We start from the raw sequence: 15,268 nt of genomic DNA, 5'->3' as shown, positions 1-15,268 counted from the left end.
GTAAATAAATTATGTCAACTACTTTGAGAAAGTTGAAAGCCCCAGGTTTTGGGGCTACAACAGCGAACAGGCAACCCGGCTTATTTTGCCTTTAGTTCCTCATTAACCGCACAGATCAAACCACCCCGGGCAATACCCTTAAAGCAAGTGTTACAGTATATACATTGGTCCGGCGTAATACCGGATTTTACTTTTTGGGGCCAGCTAGGATCTACAATGAGACTGCGACCCAGGGCCACCAGATCGCAATCACCTTCCACCACCGCCCTTTCGGCCACTTCCGGGTTGTTCAATTTGCCCACAGCAATAACAGGGACCTTAACGGCCTCTTTAACCCGGCGAGCATAGCTTAAATAATACCCGTGGGGATGGCTTTTACCCGGCGCGGAAGTGGCAGGTATGGCAGCCGCACCCACCAGAGACGGTACTTCCACCTCCAACGCAGAAACATGCAGCAGGTCCGCCCCGGCAGCTTCAAAAATGCCGGCCAGTTCCACAGCGTCACCGGTATCCAAACCTTCCTCGCCATATTCCTTACCGTTAAAACGAACACTGATCAGGATCTTATCCCCTAATTGCTCCCTAATCCCTTTAATGATGTCAACCACGATCTTTGCCCGGTTTCCGTTGGAGCCACCGTATTCATCGGTGCGCCGGTTCATGATAGGCGACAGGAAACAACTCAGCAGGTAACCATGGGCGGCATGCAATTCTACCCCGTCAAATCCGGCCTGGTAGGCTCGCACAGCGCCGGCCACAAAATCCTTCACAATCTGATCAATATCCTCTTTGGTAAGCTCACAGGTGGGCTCGTCTTTGAAAAAAGGGACTGCCGAAGGGGATACCGGCATTTCTCCTAAAAAGGACGCCCTGCCCCGTGGCCCGGAATGAGCCAATTGAATAAAGCCAGTCACCCCGTTATCTTTAAAAATTTTGGTGATCCCACTCAAAGCAGGGATGGCATCATCTGAATAAATTCCCATGGATTGGGCAGTTAGTTTGCCTCGGGGGCTTATCACTCCCGGTTCCATAATGATGGTGCCAACGCCACCTTCCGCCCGCTGCCGGTAGTAGTCAACCAATTTAGGCGTAATTTCGGCCTTTTCGGTAGCAAAACTGGTGGTGGTTGGAGCAAAAACCAGCCTGTTTTTTAATTCTTTGCCTTGAAGTATAAACGGACTAAATAATATTTCCAAATTATTCCACTCCCTCTCTTTTATATTTATGGATAAATATGTTACTGCCTTTGTTATATGCCTCTTTTCCTTTTGAGATATACTTTAAGGTGAGCGAATTTCCTTTTTTCATACGTCTCTATATGAACAACCCCGGGTGTGCAATCCCCCAGGGGCTGTGACTTGTCTATGGATATACCCGGTACAACATCCTTGGAAAAGGGATGGTCTCTCTGACGTGGTCAAGCTTACAAATCCAGGCCACCGTCCGCTCCAGCCCCAGCCCAAAGCCCGAGTGGGGTACACTGCCGTAGCGCCGCAGATCCAGATACCACTCAAAGGCTTCCCTGGGTAATTTATGCTCCTCAATTCTCTGTTCCAACAGCTTCAGGTCGTCAATACGCTGGCCGCCGCCTATCATTTCGCCATACCCCTCCGGAGCAATCAAGTCAGCCCCCAGTACCACTCTGGGATCTTCCGGGTCGGGTTTCATATAAAAAGCTTTAATCTCGGCGGGGAAACGGTGGATGAAGACCGGCGCGTCAAAGCTTTCGGAAATAATGGTTTCGTGGGGAGCCCCAAAGTCCTGGCCCCATTCAAATTCCTCTCCCTTGCTCTTGAGAAGTTCCACAGCCTCGGTATAGCTGAGTCGGGGAAAAGGCAATTGAATGGCCTCCAGTTTGCTGATATCCCTGCCCAGGAACTCCAGATCTTTTCGCCTGCGCTCCAGCACCCGCTGAATAATAAAATACACCAGTTCTTCCTGCAGCTTCATATTGTCTTCATGGTCAAAGAAGGCTGCTTCCGCTTCAATCATCCAGAATTCCATCAGGTGCCGGCGGGTTTTGGATTTCTCGGCACGGAAGGTGGGACCAAAGCAGTACATCCGTCCCACCGCCATGGCGGAAGCTTCGTTGTACAACTGGCCGCTCTGGGATAAATATGCCTTTTCACCGTGGTAGTCAAGTTCGAAGAGGGTGGTGGTTCCTTCACAGGCTGCCGGGGTGATGATGGGGCTGTCCACCAGGGTAAAGTCGTTTTGATGGAAAAAGTCCCTGGCTGCCTGTTCAATTTCCGCCCGTATTCTCAGTATGGCGTTTTGCCTGGGTGTCCTGATCCACAGGTGACGGCGGTCCATTAAAAAGTCCACACCATGCTCCTTGTGGGAAATGGGATATTCTTCAGCCATGCTGATGACCTCAAGTCCTGTTACCGTGAGCTCATAGCCCCCCACGGAACGGGGTTCTTCCCGGACAATTCCCTTCACTCTGATGGAAGATTCCTGGGTAATGCCCTTGGCCAAATCAAAAAGTTCAGGTGCTTCCTTTTTAACTAAAACCCCCTGAACAAGTCCGGTACCGTCCCGTACAATAAGGAATTGAATCTTGCCGGAGGAGCGCTTGTTGTATAACCATCCCTGAACGGTTACTTCTTCGCCCACATGTTTCCCCAGATGTTTAATCAATATGCTCTGCATCGGCCTGTCTCACCTCAAGTTACATGTTTTCCTCAATAATATTATCATTCTCTGGGGTGTTAAATCTATACAATCTTAAAAAATAAGAGTCCCTAAAACGGACTCCTTACACTGCGCATTACTTTTTGGCTGCCAGTTCCCTGGCATAAAGGGCGGCCCCCAGGGCCCCCGCCAATTGACCCAGTTCCGGGGCAATGACTTCAGACCCCGATTCTAGGGCCAGCCGCTCTCGTACATCCCGGTTTTTGGCCACGCCACCGGTAAAGATAACCTTACCGGCGGGAGCAAAACGGCTGGCCATGCCCCAAACCCGCCTAGCCACCGAGCGGTGAATACCGGCGATAATATCTCTTTTATCTTCACCCTTGGCCAGCAGGCTGATTACTTCCGATTCTGCAAAAACCGTGCACATGCTGTTAATCTCCAGAGGCTGCCGTCCCCGGGCCAGTTCTCCCAATTCGCTTACGTCAACACCCAGGGCTGCGGCGATCACCTGTAAAAAACGGCCGGTGCCGGCGGCGCACTTATCATTCATGGCAAAGTCCAGCACCTTTCCGCAATCATTTATCACAATGGCCTTACTGTCCTGACCGCCAATATCAATCACCAGTCCCCCGCGGCCTGCCAGATAGCCGGCACCCCGGGCATGACAGTGGATTTCTGTCACCGCCTTATCAATAAAGCCCAACGAAATTCGGCCATATCCTGTGCCCACTTTACACTGAACCTCACTGTCCTTGCAACCCGCGGCTGCCAGCAATTCTTTATAGGTGTTCAAACCGGCATCCCGGGGACTCCACCCGGTGGGACGAACTAAATATTGAATCTCGTCATCCATCAAAAGAACAACCTTTGTGGAAACTGAACCTACATCGATACCAGCAGTAATCATCCTTTATTCCCCCTGGATGAGTTCCAGAAAAGCCTGAACCCTCACTCTCAGTTGTTCTACATCGGATTCGGAATAGTCCGTTTCCAGGTGCATATACGGTAAATTCAACTGGTTTTGTACATAATCACGGATTACAAAGGCCTCTACATTAAAGGTATGACAGGCCTGCCAGGTTAAATCCACCACAGCATCCACCTGGTATTCCCTGGCCAGTTTATGGATTAACGCCAACCTTCCTTCGTTGGGAGACATGCAGGAACAGGGAATGCTCAGGTATTTCTCGGCCAGGGCTGTCATGACATCTTTGTTGGGATTTTCATCCACCAGCCTGTCCAGAGACTTGTAACCGGAACAGTTCTCAAAGGCCACCACCGAAGCGCCGCTTTCTTCCAACAACCGCACAACTTTCTCGGAACCAAAGCCAACGGGACAGCCAGTTAAAAGTATGCGCGGGGTTTCACTGGTAAAGGGGCTGAGCCCCCGGGCTGCCATTTCCTCAATTTCCGCCGTTAAATCTTCAACTAACTTAATGCCATCCTCTTTGTTAATATTAAAGCCTTTGGTCCAAACTGAGACAAGCAAATCTACACCGCTGACAGGAGAGGGTTTTACTTTGGTGGTGGCATGCAAACGGCGCATGGCTTCCCTTTCCCGGTTCATCAGTTTTATCGCCTTGCGAATATCTTCTTCGGTAATCTCTACTTCGAATTTTTCAGCCAGCCAGTCCTTTAATACATGCATTTCTTTGGTCCAAGCGGCCAGCGCTTCCTCAGACTTTGGGCTGTGAGGCAGTTTCATGACATGCATGGGTTTTATTTTACCCATCAGTTCATACATTTTTTTCTTGCCGTCACAGGTGGTTTCTGCCACCAGCAGGTCTGCCGCCTCAAAATAGGGGCATTTGCCGGTAATGGCAAAACCGTAGCTGGACTTGATCAAAGGACATAGGTTTCGTGGCAGGTCCCTTTCCGCAGCAGCCACCGGTTCCTGGCGGGTACCGCACAGGGTTACGGGATACGCGCCGGCAGCCAGAATAAGTTCCTGGGGGGTAAAGGTGCAGTAACAGCCCACAACCTTCTTTCCTTCCCGCTTGGCATTTTGCACCGTGAGAACATTTAAATTGCGCAGTTCATCAAAAATCTTCATATTTTGGGGTCTCATCATCATTTCCTCCAAAATTTTATTTTAGGCACCCTCTGAACAATATTAGCCCCCCAAAGACGATATTCCTTTTATACAAAGTATTAGATTATTTCATACTACCCCGGATAGATATAACTTTCCGTATTTAACCTAGTCAAACCTAAAATGCACCGGAAGTTCTACTTCTTCCTGCCCTGTGGTATAATTTCCTTAAAGGAGGGGACTGTTTTTGCTCGATATTATCTGCTACCGTCTGAAGGGCCACCTTCACTACCAGTGCGAGATTGTACCCGCCGGCAAACCCATTGAAGATGTTGTGGACAACTGGCAAAACGTATTGGACAGTCACCGGGTGAGCGGTTTTGCTACCGAAGAGGACGCTCGAAAGTATGTCCGTGAAAAATACGAGAGCACCTAATGAAGGCAACTGAAATGAAAAAGCCCCCCACCATGGGAGGCTTTTATTTTTTAAATCTTGATTAATTCGTATTTGCGGGTACCCAGACCGATGCTCTCAGCATACTCCAACCCGCGGGTCCAGTCCACATAGGGCCAGAGGGCACGGAACTTATCAGAACCGTGAGGCTGGCCCTCCAGGCGGAAGCCCGGCAGACCGTGCTCCTGGTTGATTAAATCGATACAGGCCTGGTCCAGGGCAACGGGGTCCAGCGATGCCAGGATGCCGATGCCCGCACAATTGGCGCATCGTTCCAGCCGCAGCAATCGCATTCCGGCGAAACGTTATTCATAAAGGTGATAAAACCGCACTTGCCGGGATAGTGCTTTAAGACACCCAGGGTATACTCGGCGATTTTTTCCTGAATAACATCAGCCTCTGTTTTCCAGTTGATGGCGATGGCCCCAAAGGGACAGCTGACTGTGCATTCACCGCAGCCGATACAGTGTTCTTCCAAGATAAAGGACTTCTTATCTCTTCCCGCAGGGTGATGGCTCCCCCGGGACACCACTTGCGACATTTACTGCAGCCGGTACACTTTTCCAAATTAATGGCGGGTCGCACATCCGAGTGCATCATCTGCTTGCCGCTGCGGGAGCCAAGGCCCATGCCAATATTCTTCAGAACGACGCCGTAGCCGGTTAATTCATGCCCCTTTCAATCTTACTTAAATTCCCCCTGTCTCATATCGCCTCGTGATTAATAAAAGTTGATGTCATTTAGCTTAATCCAACCAAATGTATCTAAGGTATCGGCCAGAAGGTCAAACAGCATCTTTTGTTCCTCAAAGGTTAAATCCTCAATCTCCTTGACTAATTGTTCCACGCGGGTCAATCGGAATCCCTCCTACCAATCCTTTCCTTAAATTAGGATATCCTATTCTGCGGCTTTAGGCAATTGTTACAGTATCTCCACCGAATAATGAATCAAGTCCGCTTCACCGTTGGCCTCGATGGATCGTACGACGGTCTCCAACATCTGGTTAACATGGCTTGTTTCATTGCTTACCACCGCCACGCCCAGGGTAGCCCGCTGCCAGAGATCCTGGTTGTCCACCTCGGCAATGGAAACGTTATATTTACTGCGGACCCGGTCTACGATGCTTTTTAATACCCTCCTTTTATCCTTCAGGGTGGTAGCCCACCCAATGTGCAGTTCCACCGTCAGCAGGCCTACAATCAACTCTCACACCTCTTCAGCTCTTGCTATGAAACAAGGGCAGCCCCCGGAGGGGCGCCCATGGAAAACACTAAAATCTCATTTGAAGAAGACGTTGCACACGGTCCTGAATGGGCGGGTGGGTGCTGAACAGGTTCACGATGGATCTCCCGGACAGCGGGTTGGTAATAAACATATGGGATGCCGCCGGATTCACCTGCATGGGAATGAGGTGTGCCGCCCGTTCCAGCTTCAACAGGGCATTGGCCAGACCGTCCGGTTTACCGGCAATGCGGGCGCCCAATTCATCGGCGCCGTATTCCCGGGACCGGGAAATGGCCAGTTGGATAATGGTGGCTGCAATGGGAGCAACCATGGCCAACACCAGGGCGCCAATACCGCCGCCTTCTTCGTCATCGCCCCGCATACCGCCGAACAATGCTCCCCATTGCGCAATATTAGCAATCCAGGTAATGGCGCCGGCAAAAGCTGCGGCAATGGTGCTTACCAGAATATCCCGGTTGGCTATGTGGGCCAGTTCATGGGCCAGCACCCCTTCCAGTTCATCGCGGTCGCACAGGTGGAGCAAGCCTTCGGTTACCGCCACCGCAGCATGCTGGGGATTACGACCGGTGGCAAAGGCATTTGGCTGGTGGGATGGGGTAATATAGACTTTGGGCATGGGCAGACCGGCCCGTTTGGCCAGTCTACGGATAATGGCATATAATTCCGGCGCCTCCTGCTCGGATACCGGTTGGGAACGGGTCATCATAATGGCCATTTTGTCACTGTAAAAATAGCTGAACAAATTCATTCCCAGAGATATTAAAAGGAAAACTGTGGCGCCCCTGGGACCGCCGACGGCCTGGCCAATGAGAACAAGGATTATGCTTAAGAGTCCCATGAGAAAAATTGCTTTCAGGTTGTTCATTTTACATTCCCTCCTTATTAAAATTGTAGCTAATGGAATAATATTCTAATAACCCTGAATAAAATCCTGCCAATTAATCCTTATCTGTTAGTATGGCCTATCACCTCCATAATATGGCCCAAGATAATAGAAAAAGACCTTTAACACAAAGTTCTTAAAATATAAGAACCCTGTGTTAAAGGTCTTGCCATTGGAAGATCCAACAACGAAGCCAGGTGTCGCATACACCGTACTGTTGACTTCGTTCATCCGGGCTACTCCCCTTTTAACCAAAGTTTATACTAAGGTAACAAGGTTGTCAATAGGTGCAGGCTTTGGGCCTGCACCTGTGATCCACTCTAATAATTGTGGGTACCGATGACCACTTCTTTGAATTTGGTTTCCAGTTTCTTTTTAATCCCTTCCAGGTCAATGGGACAGCCGGCAGTTTGCACTGCTTTTACCATACAGGTACCAATGTGCACAGCATCAATATCCCGCTCCAGGTAATCCGCCTGTTCCAGTAAAAGCTGGGCGCGGGGCATTACCAACCCGGGGCAGTCGCCACAGTTGGTCATAGCCACAATTTTGACCTCGTCATTGTAACGGCCAAATTCCCCGTCCTTTAGCTCTGCGGCCTTAAAGCACTTGAGGCAGGCCACACAACTAATATCTCGAATCTTTTTACAGGTAAAGATGGCAACCCTTTTCATAGAACACCTCCATTAAGTATTACAGTAGGTATTCTCTGCCAAAGGGAAAAAACCTGCTTCCATTCTGATAAAATATTTTTTAGCTGCCATAGGAGCATTTTGCCAAATGCCAGCGCCTTGCCAGCCACAGGGTAACCAGCAGGGCAAGGGAACCACCGGCGGTAAAAGCAACGGTGGCGCCAAACCACCTGGCTACAGCCCCTGCCAGCATGCCCCCGACAGAAGACAAACCGATAAAAGACAAAGAGTAAATACTCATGACCCGGCCCCGCAGTTCGTCCGGCACCTGCATTTGGATAATACTGTTGACGGATGCACTTAAGCTTACCATACTCCAACCGGCCCCCGCCAGCAACGCTGCCGAAGGCCAGAACCACTGCATTTGCCCCAGTAAAATTTGAAACAGCGACAACCCTGCGGCCCCCGCCCAAAGAAATTTCAATTGGTTGCACTTGTTGCCAAACACCACCAGGACCATGGCGCCGGCCAGAGAACCGGTCCCCAGGGAGGATACCAAAACCCCGAAGCCCTCCGGTCCCTGCCCCAAAACGGTGCGCGCAAAAACCGGAACCAGCACGCCGAAGTTCATGGCAGAGATGCTTACGGATGCCAGGAGAGCCATGGGAATTAAGACGGTAGGAGTCGTTTTAATGTAATTAATGCCATCCTTTATTTGAGTCAGCATATCTTTCTTTTGCTGCTTAATAACTCTTTTATCAATGGTCATTACCAACAAACCGGCAATGACGAACAGGTAACTGACGGCATTGCTTAAAAAGCAAGTGGTGGCGCCATACCTGGCCAAAACCATGCCTCCCAGGGCCGGTCCCAGCACCCTGGCGGCATTAAACATGGAAGAGTTTAAGGCAATGGCGTTACTTAAATCCTCACGTCCTACCATTTCTACCAGAAAGGCCTGCCTGGCCGGAATATCCACGGCATGGAGGATGCCCATAAAGGAACTTATAAAAACGATATGCCAGTACCGGAGAGCTCCCGTGCCGCTTAAAACAGTTAATAAAAAAGCCAGCAGCATAAAACCGGTCTGAGTTCCGACAATTAATGTTCTCCTGGGAAAGCGATCCGCAAATACGCCGGCCGCCAGAGAAAAAGCCAGGTTAGGCACAAACTGGACAAAGGTCACCAGTCCCAGAAGAAAAGGGGAGTTGGTCATTTCTAATACAACCCAGGACTGGGCTACATTTTGCATCCAAAACCCGATAACGGATATCATTTGGCCAAAATAAAACAGGCGGAAATTCCGGTGCCTCAGGGCTGCCAGGGCAGAAGATCCGAAAATTCTTTGCATGAAATCCTTTTTGCTCCGGCCCATTTTTACGCTCTATAATAAATAATTCCACTTACCCCCGGACCCACGTGACTTCCGATGACCGGCCCGATGTCCCCCTGCCAAATTTCCCGGCAATTTAGCCTCTCCTTTGCCTTCTGGTACAAGGTTTCCCGGGCCTCCGGGTCGTTCCCGTCAACGACGGCGCATACAATTTCGGCACCCCCGGTATCCTGTTCGGCAATCTGGATAATTCTTTCCAGCCCCTTATTTTTACCCCTGATTTTTTCATAGGGATAGACAATCCCGTCCTTAACACAGAGGAGGGGTTTAATATTGAGCAAAGAACCGAGAAAAGCCTGGGCCTTACCGATCCGACCGCCCCGCTCAAGGTAATGCAGTGAATCAACTAAAAAAAGTACCTTCATTTTGGGAATTAAACCATGAACCAAAGCCTTTATCTCATCCAAGGTTTTTCCCTCGGCCGCCGCTCGGGATGCAGCCATGGCCATCAAACCGACTCCCCGGGTTGCCGACTTTGTATCGATCACTTCTACTGTCCCTTTTACCATACCGGCAGCCAATCTGGCTGACTGGTAGGTGCCGCTGAATTGGCTTGACAAAGTCAGGCAAATCACCTGGGAACCGTCTGCCGTTAAAGATTCAAAGACCTGTGCAAATTCACCGGGGGAAGGTTGGGAGGTGCCGGCCATCTCCCCCTGCTGTAAGCGGTTGTAAAACTGCTCCGTAGTAATATCGATACCATCACGGTAAATCTCCGTTCCAATCAAGACCTTCAACGGTACTCTGCTGATGCTGTATTTTTGATATAAGTCTTCCGGCAAATCTGCCGTGCTGTCTGTCACAATGCGTACCGGTGGCATGACATCACCTGCCCTTAACCTTACTCCACAGAAAGAATGAAATGATATAACGGCTGTCCGCCGTAATGCAGTTCAAACTCTATATCCGGATAATGAGTTTTCAGATTGTCAACAATTTTTTCGGCACTCTGCCCTGCGTCTGACCCGTAGTACAAAGTCACCAGAGAATGGTCCTCATCCAGCATGTTATCAACCAGTTCCTTAACCACCCGGGCCAAGTCCTGACCGACAGTTACAATAGCTCCCTCGGCAATGCCGATCAAATCGCCCTGATGAATCTTCAACCCGTTATGGGTAGTTTCCCGAACGGCTTTGGTCACTTCCCCGCTTACAATGGACCGGGCAGCATCGGACATCCGTTGAAAATTATCTTCCAGGCTGCCGGTGGGATTTTGTGCCAGCAGGGCGCTTAAACCCTGGGGAATGGTACGGGTGGGGACAACTTTGACTTCCTTGTCTTTCACCATTTTAGCTGCCTGCTCAGCAGCTAAAATAATGTTTTTGTTATTGGGCAGCACCAGTACGCCCCGGGCGGGTACTCCCTTGATGGCACGCATGATTTCTTCGGTACTGGGGTTCATGGTTTGCCCGCCTACCACCACGGTATCCGCACCAAGACTATTCATGATATCGATAATACCTTCCCCGGTCCCGACGGTAACGATGCCGACTTCCTTTTCAGGCAGTGATTCCTTTTTTCGTTGTTGATGTTGTTCCTTCATGTTATGAATGGCCAGTTCATGCAGAGAGCCGTAATTCAAACAATTTTCCAACACCAGCCCCGGGTGGTTGGTATGAATATGAACCTTGGCCACTTGGCCGGAACCAACCACCATGAGGCAATCCCCGTAGGGAACCAATTCGTGTCGCAAGGTATCCAAAGGAATATTGGAACCTTTCACCAAAAACTCGGTACAATAAGTAAAGTGGATTTCGGTATCAAGTCCCCTAGTGAGTCCCTTGGAAAACTTGTCTTCCTGCCGGGCGGTGAAATCCTTTAAAAGGGAAAAGTCTTCCACCCTCTTTAATACGTTAAGAATGCCCTCTAATATTACTACGTAACCCCGGCCCCCGGCATCCACCACGCCCGCCTCTTTTAAAACCGGCAAAAGTTCAGGCGTTTCACGCAAGGCCAGCCGTGCTTCCCGCAGGGTGATAATCATGACCCTGAGCAGGTCGTATTTTCGCAGGACGGCTGTTCTGGCAGCTTCGGCGCTGCGCCGCATCACGGTGAGCATGGTGCCCTCAACGGGATTCATGACGGCCTGGTAAGCCAATTTAGCTCCCTCTTCCAATGCTTCAACAACTTCCAAAGCATTGGCCTTCTCCTTTCCCTCCAGTGCCCTGGCAAAACCTCGCACCAGTTGGGAAAGGATCACGCCGGAATTGCCCCGGGCGCCCATAAGGCAGGCCTGGGCAGCCGCCTCAGCCACCTCACCGATATGGGTGGTATCCAAATTCTGTATTTCCTTTGCCGCGGCCAGCAAAGTTAAATACATGTTATTCCCGGTATCCCCATCAGGAACCGGAAAAACATTCAGGGCATCTATTTCAGATTTATGCCGGGCCAGTAAATTTGTACTGCCCAGAATCATTTTTTTCAAACCTTGTCCGTCAAATGAATATAAGCTCACAGGGATCCTCCTAGATAAAGTAAATCTCGCTGAAATAAATGTATTATATTAACTGCATAAAAAACTCCAATTAGGTAAAATTCTCGTTTCGTTCAAACTTTCCTTCCGGTAACAAAAAAAACATAATGGCATCTTGTCCCTGGTTATTTATACGGTTTTGTTTGACATTTATAGATTTTTTACCCAATGTAGTTTCCTTTATTTAATAACGAGGGTAATAGCAGGAAGTATCATTTCTGTGTCGAAACTGTAAAAACACCACTTTTTGGGAGATTGTTATGAAAAAAGAACTTGTTCCAAAAATATTATTGCTCATTGGAATTACCTTTATTGGCTTTGGCATCTACCAGGGAGAGGTTATGGAGGTACTTCAGAAGGCCATCCAAATATGTTTGGAGTGTATCGGCATTGGCTAGCCTGAGAAGCGTTGTCCAAACCTTATCCACCCTTGGCTTTAACAGTTATCTGCCTGGGTTTTTAAATGGCACCATATACAGGGGGCCTTTGAAGGCAATCTGCCTGCCATCCCTGAACTGTTACTCCTGCCCCGGGGCCGTTGGCTCCTGCCCCATCGGCTCATTACAAGCCATGGCTGCCGGTCTTGCTTATCATTTCTCCTTTTACGTTTTTGGTTTGTTAATGGTATTCGGCGTCACCTTGGGTAGACTCTCCTGCGGGTGGCTTTGTCCCTTTGGCTTTTTGCAGGATTTGCTTTACCGACTGCCCACGCCAAAGTTTTCTTTACCTAATTGGTGTACCAAAATTAAATACGTCTTACTGTCCGGCGTTCTATTGATCCCCCTCATACCAACATCAACGGGCATTGGCGTTCTTTATTTCTGTCAGTGGCTCTGCCCTGCCGGTACCTTGGAAGCAGCCATCCCCTTGTATTTTTCTTTCCCTCCCATTCGGACCGCCATTGGCGCGCTATTTGGGTGGAGAATTCTCTGGCTGTTAGCCATTTTGCTTTTTGTCTCTCTGATATACCGGGGCTTTTGCAGAACCCTTTGTCCCCTGGGGGCCTTTTATTCCTTTTTTAATCGCTACTGCTTTTTTAGAATTCACCTCTATCCAAACAAGTGTAACCAATGCGGGCGTTGTTCAGCCGCTTGCCCCATGGAACTGCCCGTAACGGCTGAACCCAATCATCCTGAATGTATCCGCTGCTTAAAATGTACAAACTCCTGTCCCACGGGAGCCATTCAATTTAAATATGCAGGCCATACAACCAAGGAGGGTATAAACTTTGAGGCGTAAATTGCTAACAATAGGGCTTGCACTGGCAGTAGCCGTCAATCTGGTGGGCTGTGATCCTGCTTCACCCATCCAGGATGCCGGTAAAAAATCCACCGGTACCCTGGAACCAGTTAAGCCCGAGCAACCTGCTGCTGAGAAAACAGAGGAACCGACTGGTCCCACCGCCCCTGCTCCGGAAGTAAAAGGCGGACCGGAGGCAGCACAACCGGACAGCAAAAGCACCGATGCCCCCGTTGAACCCGGTAAGCCAACGGTGGAAGGCAGTAAATCCACTGCACCCAGGGAACCCGACAAGCCAAAAACACCGACCTTAACCCGGGGGGATATTTCTATTAAGGTGGGAGCCACCCTGCCGGAATTTGTTCTTCCTGACCTTAAAGGGAATAAAACCTGTGCATCTGACATTATCACCGGTCATAAACTAACCTTTATTAATTTTTGGACAACCACCTGAGGGTATTGCATCAAAGAGATGCCAGTCCTGGAAGGACTGAATAAAAAATTTGCCAATCGGAGTGTAGCAGTGATGGGCTTATTGTTGGATCCCCAGCGGGAAGAGTGGGCTCAGCTGGCAGTAAAAGAAACCGGCACCACCTTCCCCCATCTCAAGGATGACGGCAGCTTTGCCCAACATATTTTTGGCGTTCCCCAAACCATTCTTGTGGATCGTTCCGGTAAGATTGTGGAGCATCTGGTTGGTTTTCATACCCTGGAACAATTCAGTCAACTGGTGGAAAAACACCTTTAAATTATTTATATTCAAACCCCACAGCTACATAGGCATAAGCTGTGGGGTTGAACATTTTCGCAACAGAATACCGCCATATTTTAATTGGTTTTCTACGGTTGCTGGACCTGCCATACCTGCAAAACGCCGTTTGTGCTTCCTACAGCGATTCTCTGCCCATCAATAATGGCAACATCCTTGACCGGTCCTCCTGCCTTGAAGGCCCAGTTTGGCTCATCAGTGATGCCCGGACTGGAAAAACCAAAAACATAACTGCCCGGGGTTCCTGCAACTAACACTGCGTTCTCCTGCTGGGTAGGCTTGGCGGCTACTGCCGTAACGGTGCTGCCTAAGTTTTTTGTCACCAGGGCGGTGACCAGCCTAGCATTGGCAGTAAATAATCTTACGGAACCATCGCTGCCGGCCGCAGCCAGATCCTCGCCAGGGCCCGGCAACAGGTCTGCAGCAGATAAATCCGGGATTTGATAAGGTAAATCCGCGATAGCAGGTCCTTCCTGAAAGCCTGTTTCGGTAATAAATAGAGTCATGATTCCTGCTCTCTGATTAATGTTATAGGAAATGGCCAGAAATGAAGGTTTATCGGGGTTCGGCCGAAAAGCTGTAATACTCCGGGGCGCTCCCTGAAGTTGTCTGATTGCTAACAGTTCAGGTCGTAGCGCCTGTACGGTTTGCCCCGTTAGGAGATAAACATATAAGGTATTACTGCCACCGGCAATGGCAGCCACTTCTTCTCTTCCATCTCCGTCCACATCCGCCAGGACCATATCCGTAAAGTTTGCTCCTGTCTCCGGTTCCGTTTGCCACAGCTGTGTAATCACTCCTTGCCGGTTGCCGTAGGCAATGATCCTGTCTGCAATCCCAACCAATATATTGTCTGTAGTAAAAGCCGGCAAGCCAACTGACAAACTAAGTATAGGTTGATTTACATCGACAGTGGCTGCTAATTGATAAGTTTCATTTAGTGGCGTATATACAAATATCCTTGAACCACCGGCAACTACTAAATCCCTTTTTTCGCGAGCAAATATATTTCCGGCCTCCACAAGCAGAGGAACATCTAAATTGGTTTGCCACAGAACCCTCGTCCGGGTCATTTATGCCACCGCCTTACATAGATATTCGCAATATTTTATGCAAAGCGGAAAAGAATAATATCTCAAATTATAAAAAAAGAATGTCGTTTGTCTTATTAGGTGACAGGGTTTCTTGCAACCCATCGACTCGACAAACATGCCGGGCGAACAACAAACAAAAAAACAACAAAAAGACTTCTGCGTAAATACAGAAGCCTTTAACTGGCTCCCCGAGTAGGATTCGAACCTACAACCTACCGGTTAACAGCCGGTTGCTCTACCATTGAGCTATCGGGGATCAATGTATAAACTTATTCTTGCGGCGACCTACTCTCCCAGGGGCGTGAGCCCCAAGTACCATCGGCCCTGGAGGGCTTAACTGCTGTGTTCGGGATGGGAACAGGTGTACCCCCTCCGGTATCGCCACCAGAAACTTTATGCTTTTGGGTAATTCTTTGG

Annotated in this window: 17 protein-coding genes, 1 tRNA gene, 1 rRNA gene and 1 pseudogene; 5 read left to right on the top strand and 15 right to left on the bottom strand. The window is 49.4% G+C overall.

All coding sequences use genetic code 11. The features are described 5' to 3' along the window. Positions 1-80: 80 nt before the first annotated feature. From BUB67_RS14000 to BUB67_RS13985, 4 genes are all read right to left on the bottom strand, one after another. A complete protein-coding gene (locus tag BUB67_RS14000) occupies positions 81-1,196 on the bottom strand; it encodes an oxidoreductase (protein ID WP_073240029.1) in 1,116 nt (371 codons plus the stop codon). A gap of 166 nt (positions 1,197-1,362) precedes the next feature. After that, a complete protein-coding gene (asnS, locus tag BUB67_RS13995; RefSeq protein WP_073240028.1) occupies positions 1,363-2,652 on the bottom strand; it encodes an asparagine--tRNA ligase in 1,290 nt (429 codons plus the stop codon). A 118-nt stretch (positions 2,653-2,770) separates the two neighbouring features. Then, the gene (locus tag BUB67_RS13990; RefSeq protein ID WP_073240027.1) at positions 2,771-3,544 is read right to left on the bottom strand and encodes an acyl-CoA dehydratase activase; all 774 of its coding nucleotides are present in this window, start codon (positions 3,542-3,544) and stop codon (positions 2,771-2,773) included. 3 nt (positions 3,545-3,547) lie between these two features. Continuing rightward, positions 3,548-4,705 carry a double-cubane-cluster-containing anaerobic reductase gene (locus tag BUB67_RS13985; RefSeq protein WP_073240026.1) on the bottom strand — a complete coding sequence of 386 codons (1,158 nt, stop codon included), beginning with the start codon at positions 4,703-4,705 and terminating at the stop codon, positions 3,548-3,550. Positions 4,706-4,916: 211 nt separating this feature from the next. Here BUB67_RS13985 and BUB67_RS13980 point away from each other — a divergent pair, with 211 nt between their 5' ends. Beyond that, a complete protein-coding gene (locus BUB67_RS13980) occupies positions 4,917-5,105 on the top strand; it encodes a hypothetical protein (protein WP_073240025.1) in 189 nt (62 codons plus the stop codon). Between the two features lie 50 nt (positions 5,106-5,155). On the opposite strand, the pseudogene BUB67_RS17460 reads toward BUB67_RS13980, so the two are convergent. From BUB67_RS17460 to BUB67_RS13945, 8 genes and pseudogenes are all read right to left on the bottom strand, one after another. Further along, positions 5,156-5,801, bottom strand: a pseudogene (locus tag BUB67_RS17460) (DUF362 domain-containing protein); the annotation flags it as partial. Between the two features lie 42 nt (positions 5,802-5,843). After that, positions 5,844-5,978, bottom strand: coding sequence for a hypothetical protein (locus BUB67_RS17255; protein WP_274377249.1), 135 nt, complete (start codon positions 5,976-5,978; stop codon positions 5,844-5,846). Positions 5,979-6,044: 66 nt separating this feature from the next. Continuing rightward, positions 6,045-6,326 (bottom strand): DUF503 domain-containing protein, encoded by a 282-nt coding sequence (locus BUB67_RS13970; protein ID WP_073240024.1) that lies wholly within the window; start codon positions 6,324-6,326, stop codon positions 6,045-6,047. 67 nt (positions 6,327-6,393) lie between these two features. After that, a complete protein-coding gene (locus BUB67_RS13965) occupies positions 6,394-7,233 on the bottom strand; it encodes a zinc metalloprotease HtpX (RefSeq protein ID WP_073240023.1) in 840 nt (279 codons plus the stop codon). Between the two features lie 338 nt (positions 7,234-7,571). Then, positions 7,572-7,925: a CGGC domain-containing protein gene (locus BUB67_RS13960; protein WP_073240022.1), complete on the bottom strand. Its 354-nt coding sequence runs from the start codon at positions 7,923-7,925 to the stop codon at positions 7,572-7,574. Positions 7,926-8,004: 79 nt separating this feature from the next. After that, entirely contained in the window at positions 8,005-9,234 is a 1,230-nt protein-coding gene (locus tag BUB67_RS13955; protein ID WP_143157095.1) for an MFS transporter, read from the bottom strand. 26 nt (positions 9,235-9,260) lie between these two features. Next, positions 9,261-10,097, bottom strand: coding sequence for a DegV family protein (locus BUB67_RS13950; protein ID WP_073240020.1), 837 nt, complete (start codon positions 10,095-10,097; stop codon positions 9,261-9,263). A 20-nt stretch (positions 10,098-10,117) separates the two neighbouring features. After that, a complete protein-coding gene (locus BUB67_RS13945; protein ID WP_073240019.1) occupies positions 10,118-11,731 on the bottom strand; it encodes a DAK2 domain-containing protein in 1,614 nt (537 codons plus the stop codon). A 278-nt stretch (positions 11,732-12,009) separates the two neighbouring features. On the opposite strand from BUB67_RS13945, the gene BUB67_RS16675 reads away from it, so the two are divergent. The 4 genes from BUB67_RS16675 (at position 12,010) to BUB67_RS13930 (ending at position 13,736) form a co-directional block, all read left to right on the top strand. Further along, a complete protein-coding gene (locus tag BUB67_RS16675) occupies positions 12,010-12,147 on the top strand; it encodes a CD1871A family CXXC motif-containing protein (RefSeq protein WP_200798181.1) in 138 nt (45 codons plus the stop codon). Between the two features lie 88 nt (positions 12,148-12,235). Then, the gene (locus BUB67_RS13940) at positions 12,236-12,988 is read left to right on the top strand and encodes a 4Fe-4S binding protein (RefSeq protein WP_238457067.1); all 753 of its coding nucleotides are present in this window, start codon (positions 12,236-12,238) and stop codon (positions 12,986-12,988) included. Further along, positions 12,978-13,442 carry a thioredoxin domain-containing protein gene (locus BUB67_RS13935; protein ID WP_073240018.1) on the top strand — a complete coding sequence of 155 codons (465 nt, stop codon included), beginning with the start codon at positions 12,978-12,980 and terminating at the stop codon, positions 13,440-13,442. The genes BUB67_RS13940 and BUB67_RS13935 overlap by 11 nt, the downstream gene beginning before the upstream one ends. Before the next feature lie 72 nt (positions 13,443-13,514). Continuing rightward, positions 13,515-13,736 carry a TlpA family protein disulfide reductase gene (locus BUB67_RS13930; RefSeq protein WP_333871570.1) on the top strand — a complete coding sequence of 74 codons (222 nt, stop codon included), beginning with the start codon at positions 13,515-13,517 and terminating at the stop codon, positions 13,734-13,736. Positions 13,737-13,828: 92 nt separating this feature from the next. On the opposite strand, the gene BUB67_RS13925 is transcribed toward BUB67_RS13930, so the two are convergent. From BUB67_RS13925 to rrf, 3 genes are all read right to left on the bottom strand, one after another. Continuing rightward, positions 13,829-14,830, bottom strand: coding sequence for a WD40 repeat domain-containing protein (locus BUB67_RS13925; RefSeq protein WP_073240016.1), 1,002 nt, complete (start codon positions 14,828-14,830; stop codon positions 13,829-13,831). A 202-nt stretch (positions 14,831-15,032) separates the two neighbouring features. Then, a tRNA-Asn gene (locus tag BUB67_RS13920) sits at positions 15,033-15,107 on the bottom strand. A 16-nt stretch (positions 15,108-15,123) separates the two neighbouring features. After that, a 5S ribosomal RNA gene (gene rrf / locus BUB67_RS13915) occupies positions 15,124-15,240 on the bottom strand. Positions 15,241-15,268: the final 28 nt, after the last annotated feature.

The organism is Desulforamulus putei DSM 12395 (assembly GCF_900129195.1).
Taxonomy (GTDB): domain Bacteria; phylum Bacillota; class Desulfotomaculia; order Desulfotomaculales; family Desulfotomaculaceae; genus Desulfotomaculum; species Desulfotomaculum putei.
This window is presented reverse-complemented; position numbering and strand designations above follow the sequence as displayed.

Bases quoted from the DNA above. Each gene is read 5' to 3' on its own strand.
- asnS (WP_073240028.1), bottom strand. From the start codon at position 2,652: ATGCAGAGCATATTGATTAAACATCTGGGGAAACATGTGGGCGAAGAA.
- BUB67_RS13960 (WP_073240022.1), bottom strand. From the start codon at position 7,925: ATGAAAAGGGTTGCCATCTTTACCTGTAAAAAGATTCGAGATATTAGT.
- BUB67_RS13930 (WP_333871570.1), top strand. From the start codon at position 13,515: ATGGGCTTATTGTTGGATCCCCAGCGGGAAGAGTGGGCTCAGCTGGCA.
- BUB67_RS13925 (WP_073240016.1), bottom strand. From the start codon at position 14,830: ATGACCCGGACGAGGGTTCTGTGGCAAACCAATTTAGATGTTCCTCTG.
- BUB67_RS13990 (WP_073240027.1), bottom strand. From the start codon at position 3,544: ATGATTACTGCTGGTATCGATGTAGGTTCAGTTTCCACAAAGGTTGTT.
- BUB67_RS13950 (WP_073240020.1), bottom strand. From the start codon at position 10,097: ATGCCACCGGTACGCATTGTGACAGACAGCACGGCAGATTTGCCGGAA.
- BUB67_RS16675 (WP_200798181.1), top strand. From the start codon at position 12,010: ATGAAAAAAGAACTTGTTCCAAAAATATTATTGCTCATTGGAATTACC.
- BUB67_RS13985 (WP_073240026.1), bottom strand. From the start codon at position 4,705: ATGAGACCCCAAAATATGAAGATTTTTGATGAACTGCGCAATTTAAAT.
- BUB67_RS13965 (WP_073240023.1), bottom strand. From the start codon at position 7,233: ATGAACAACCTGAAAGCAATTTTTCTCATGGGACTCTTAAGCATAATC.
- BUB67_RS13955 (WP_143157095.1), bottom strand. From the start codon at position 9,234: ATGCAAAGAATTTTCGGATCTTCTGCCCTGGCAGCCCTGAGGCACCGG.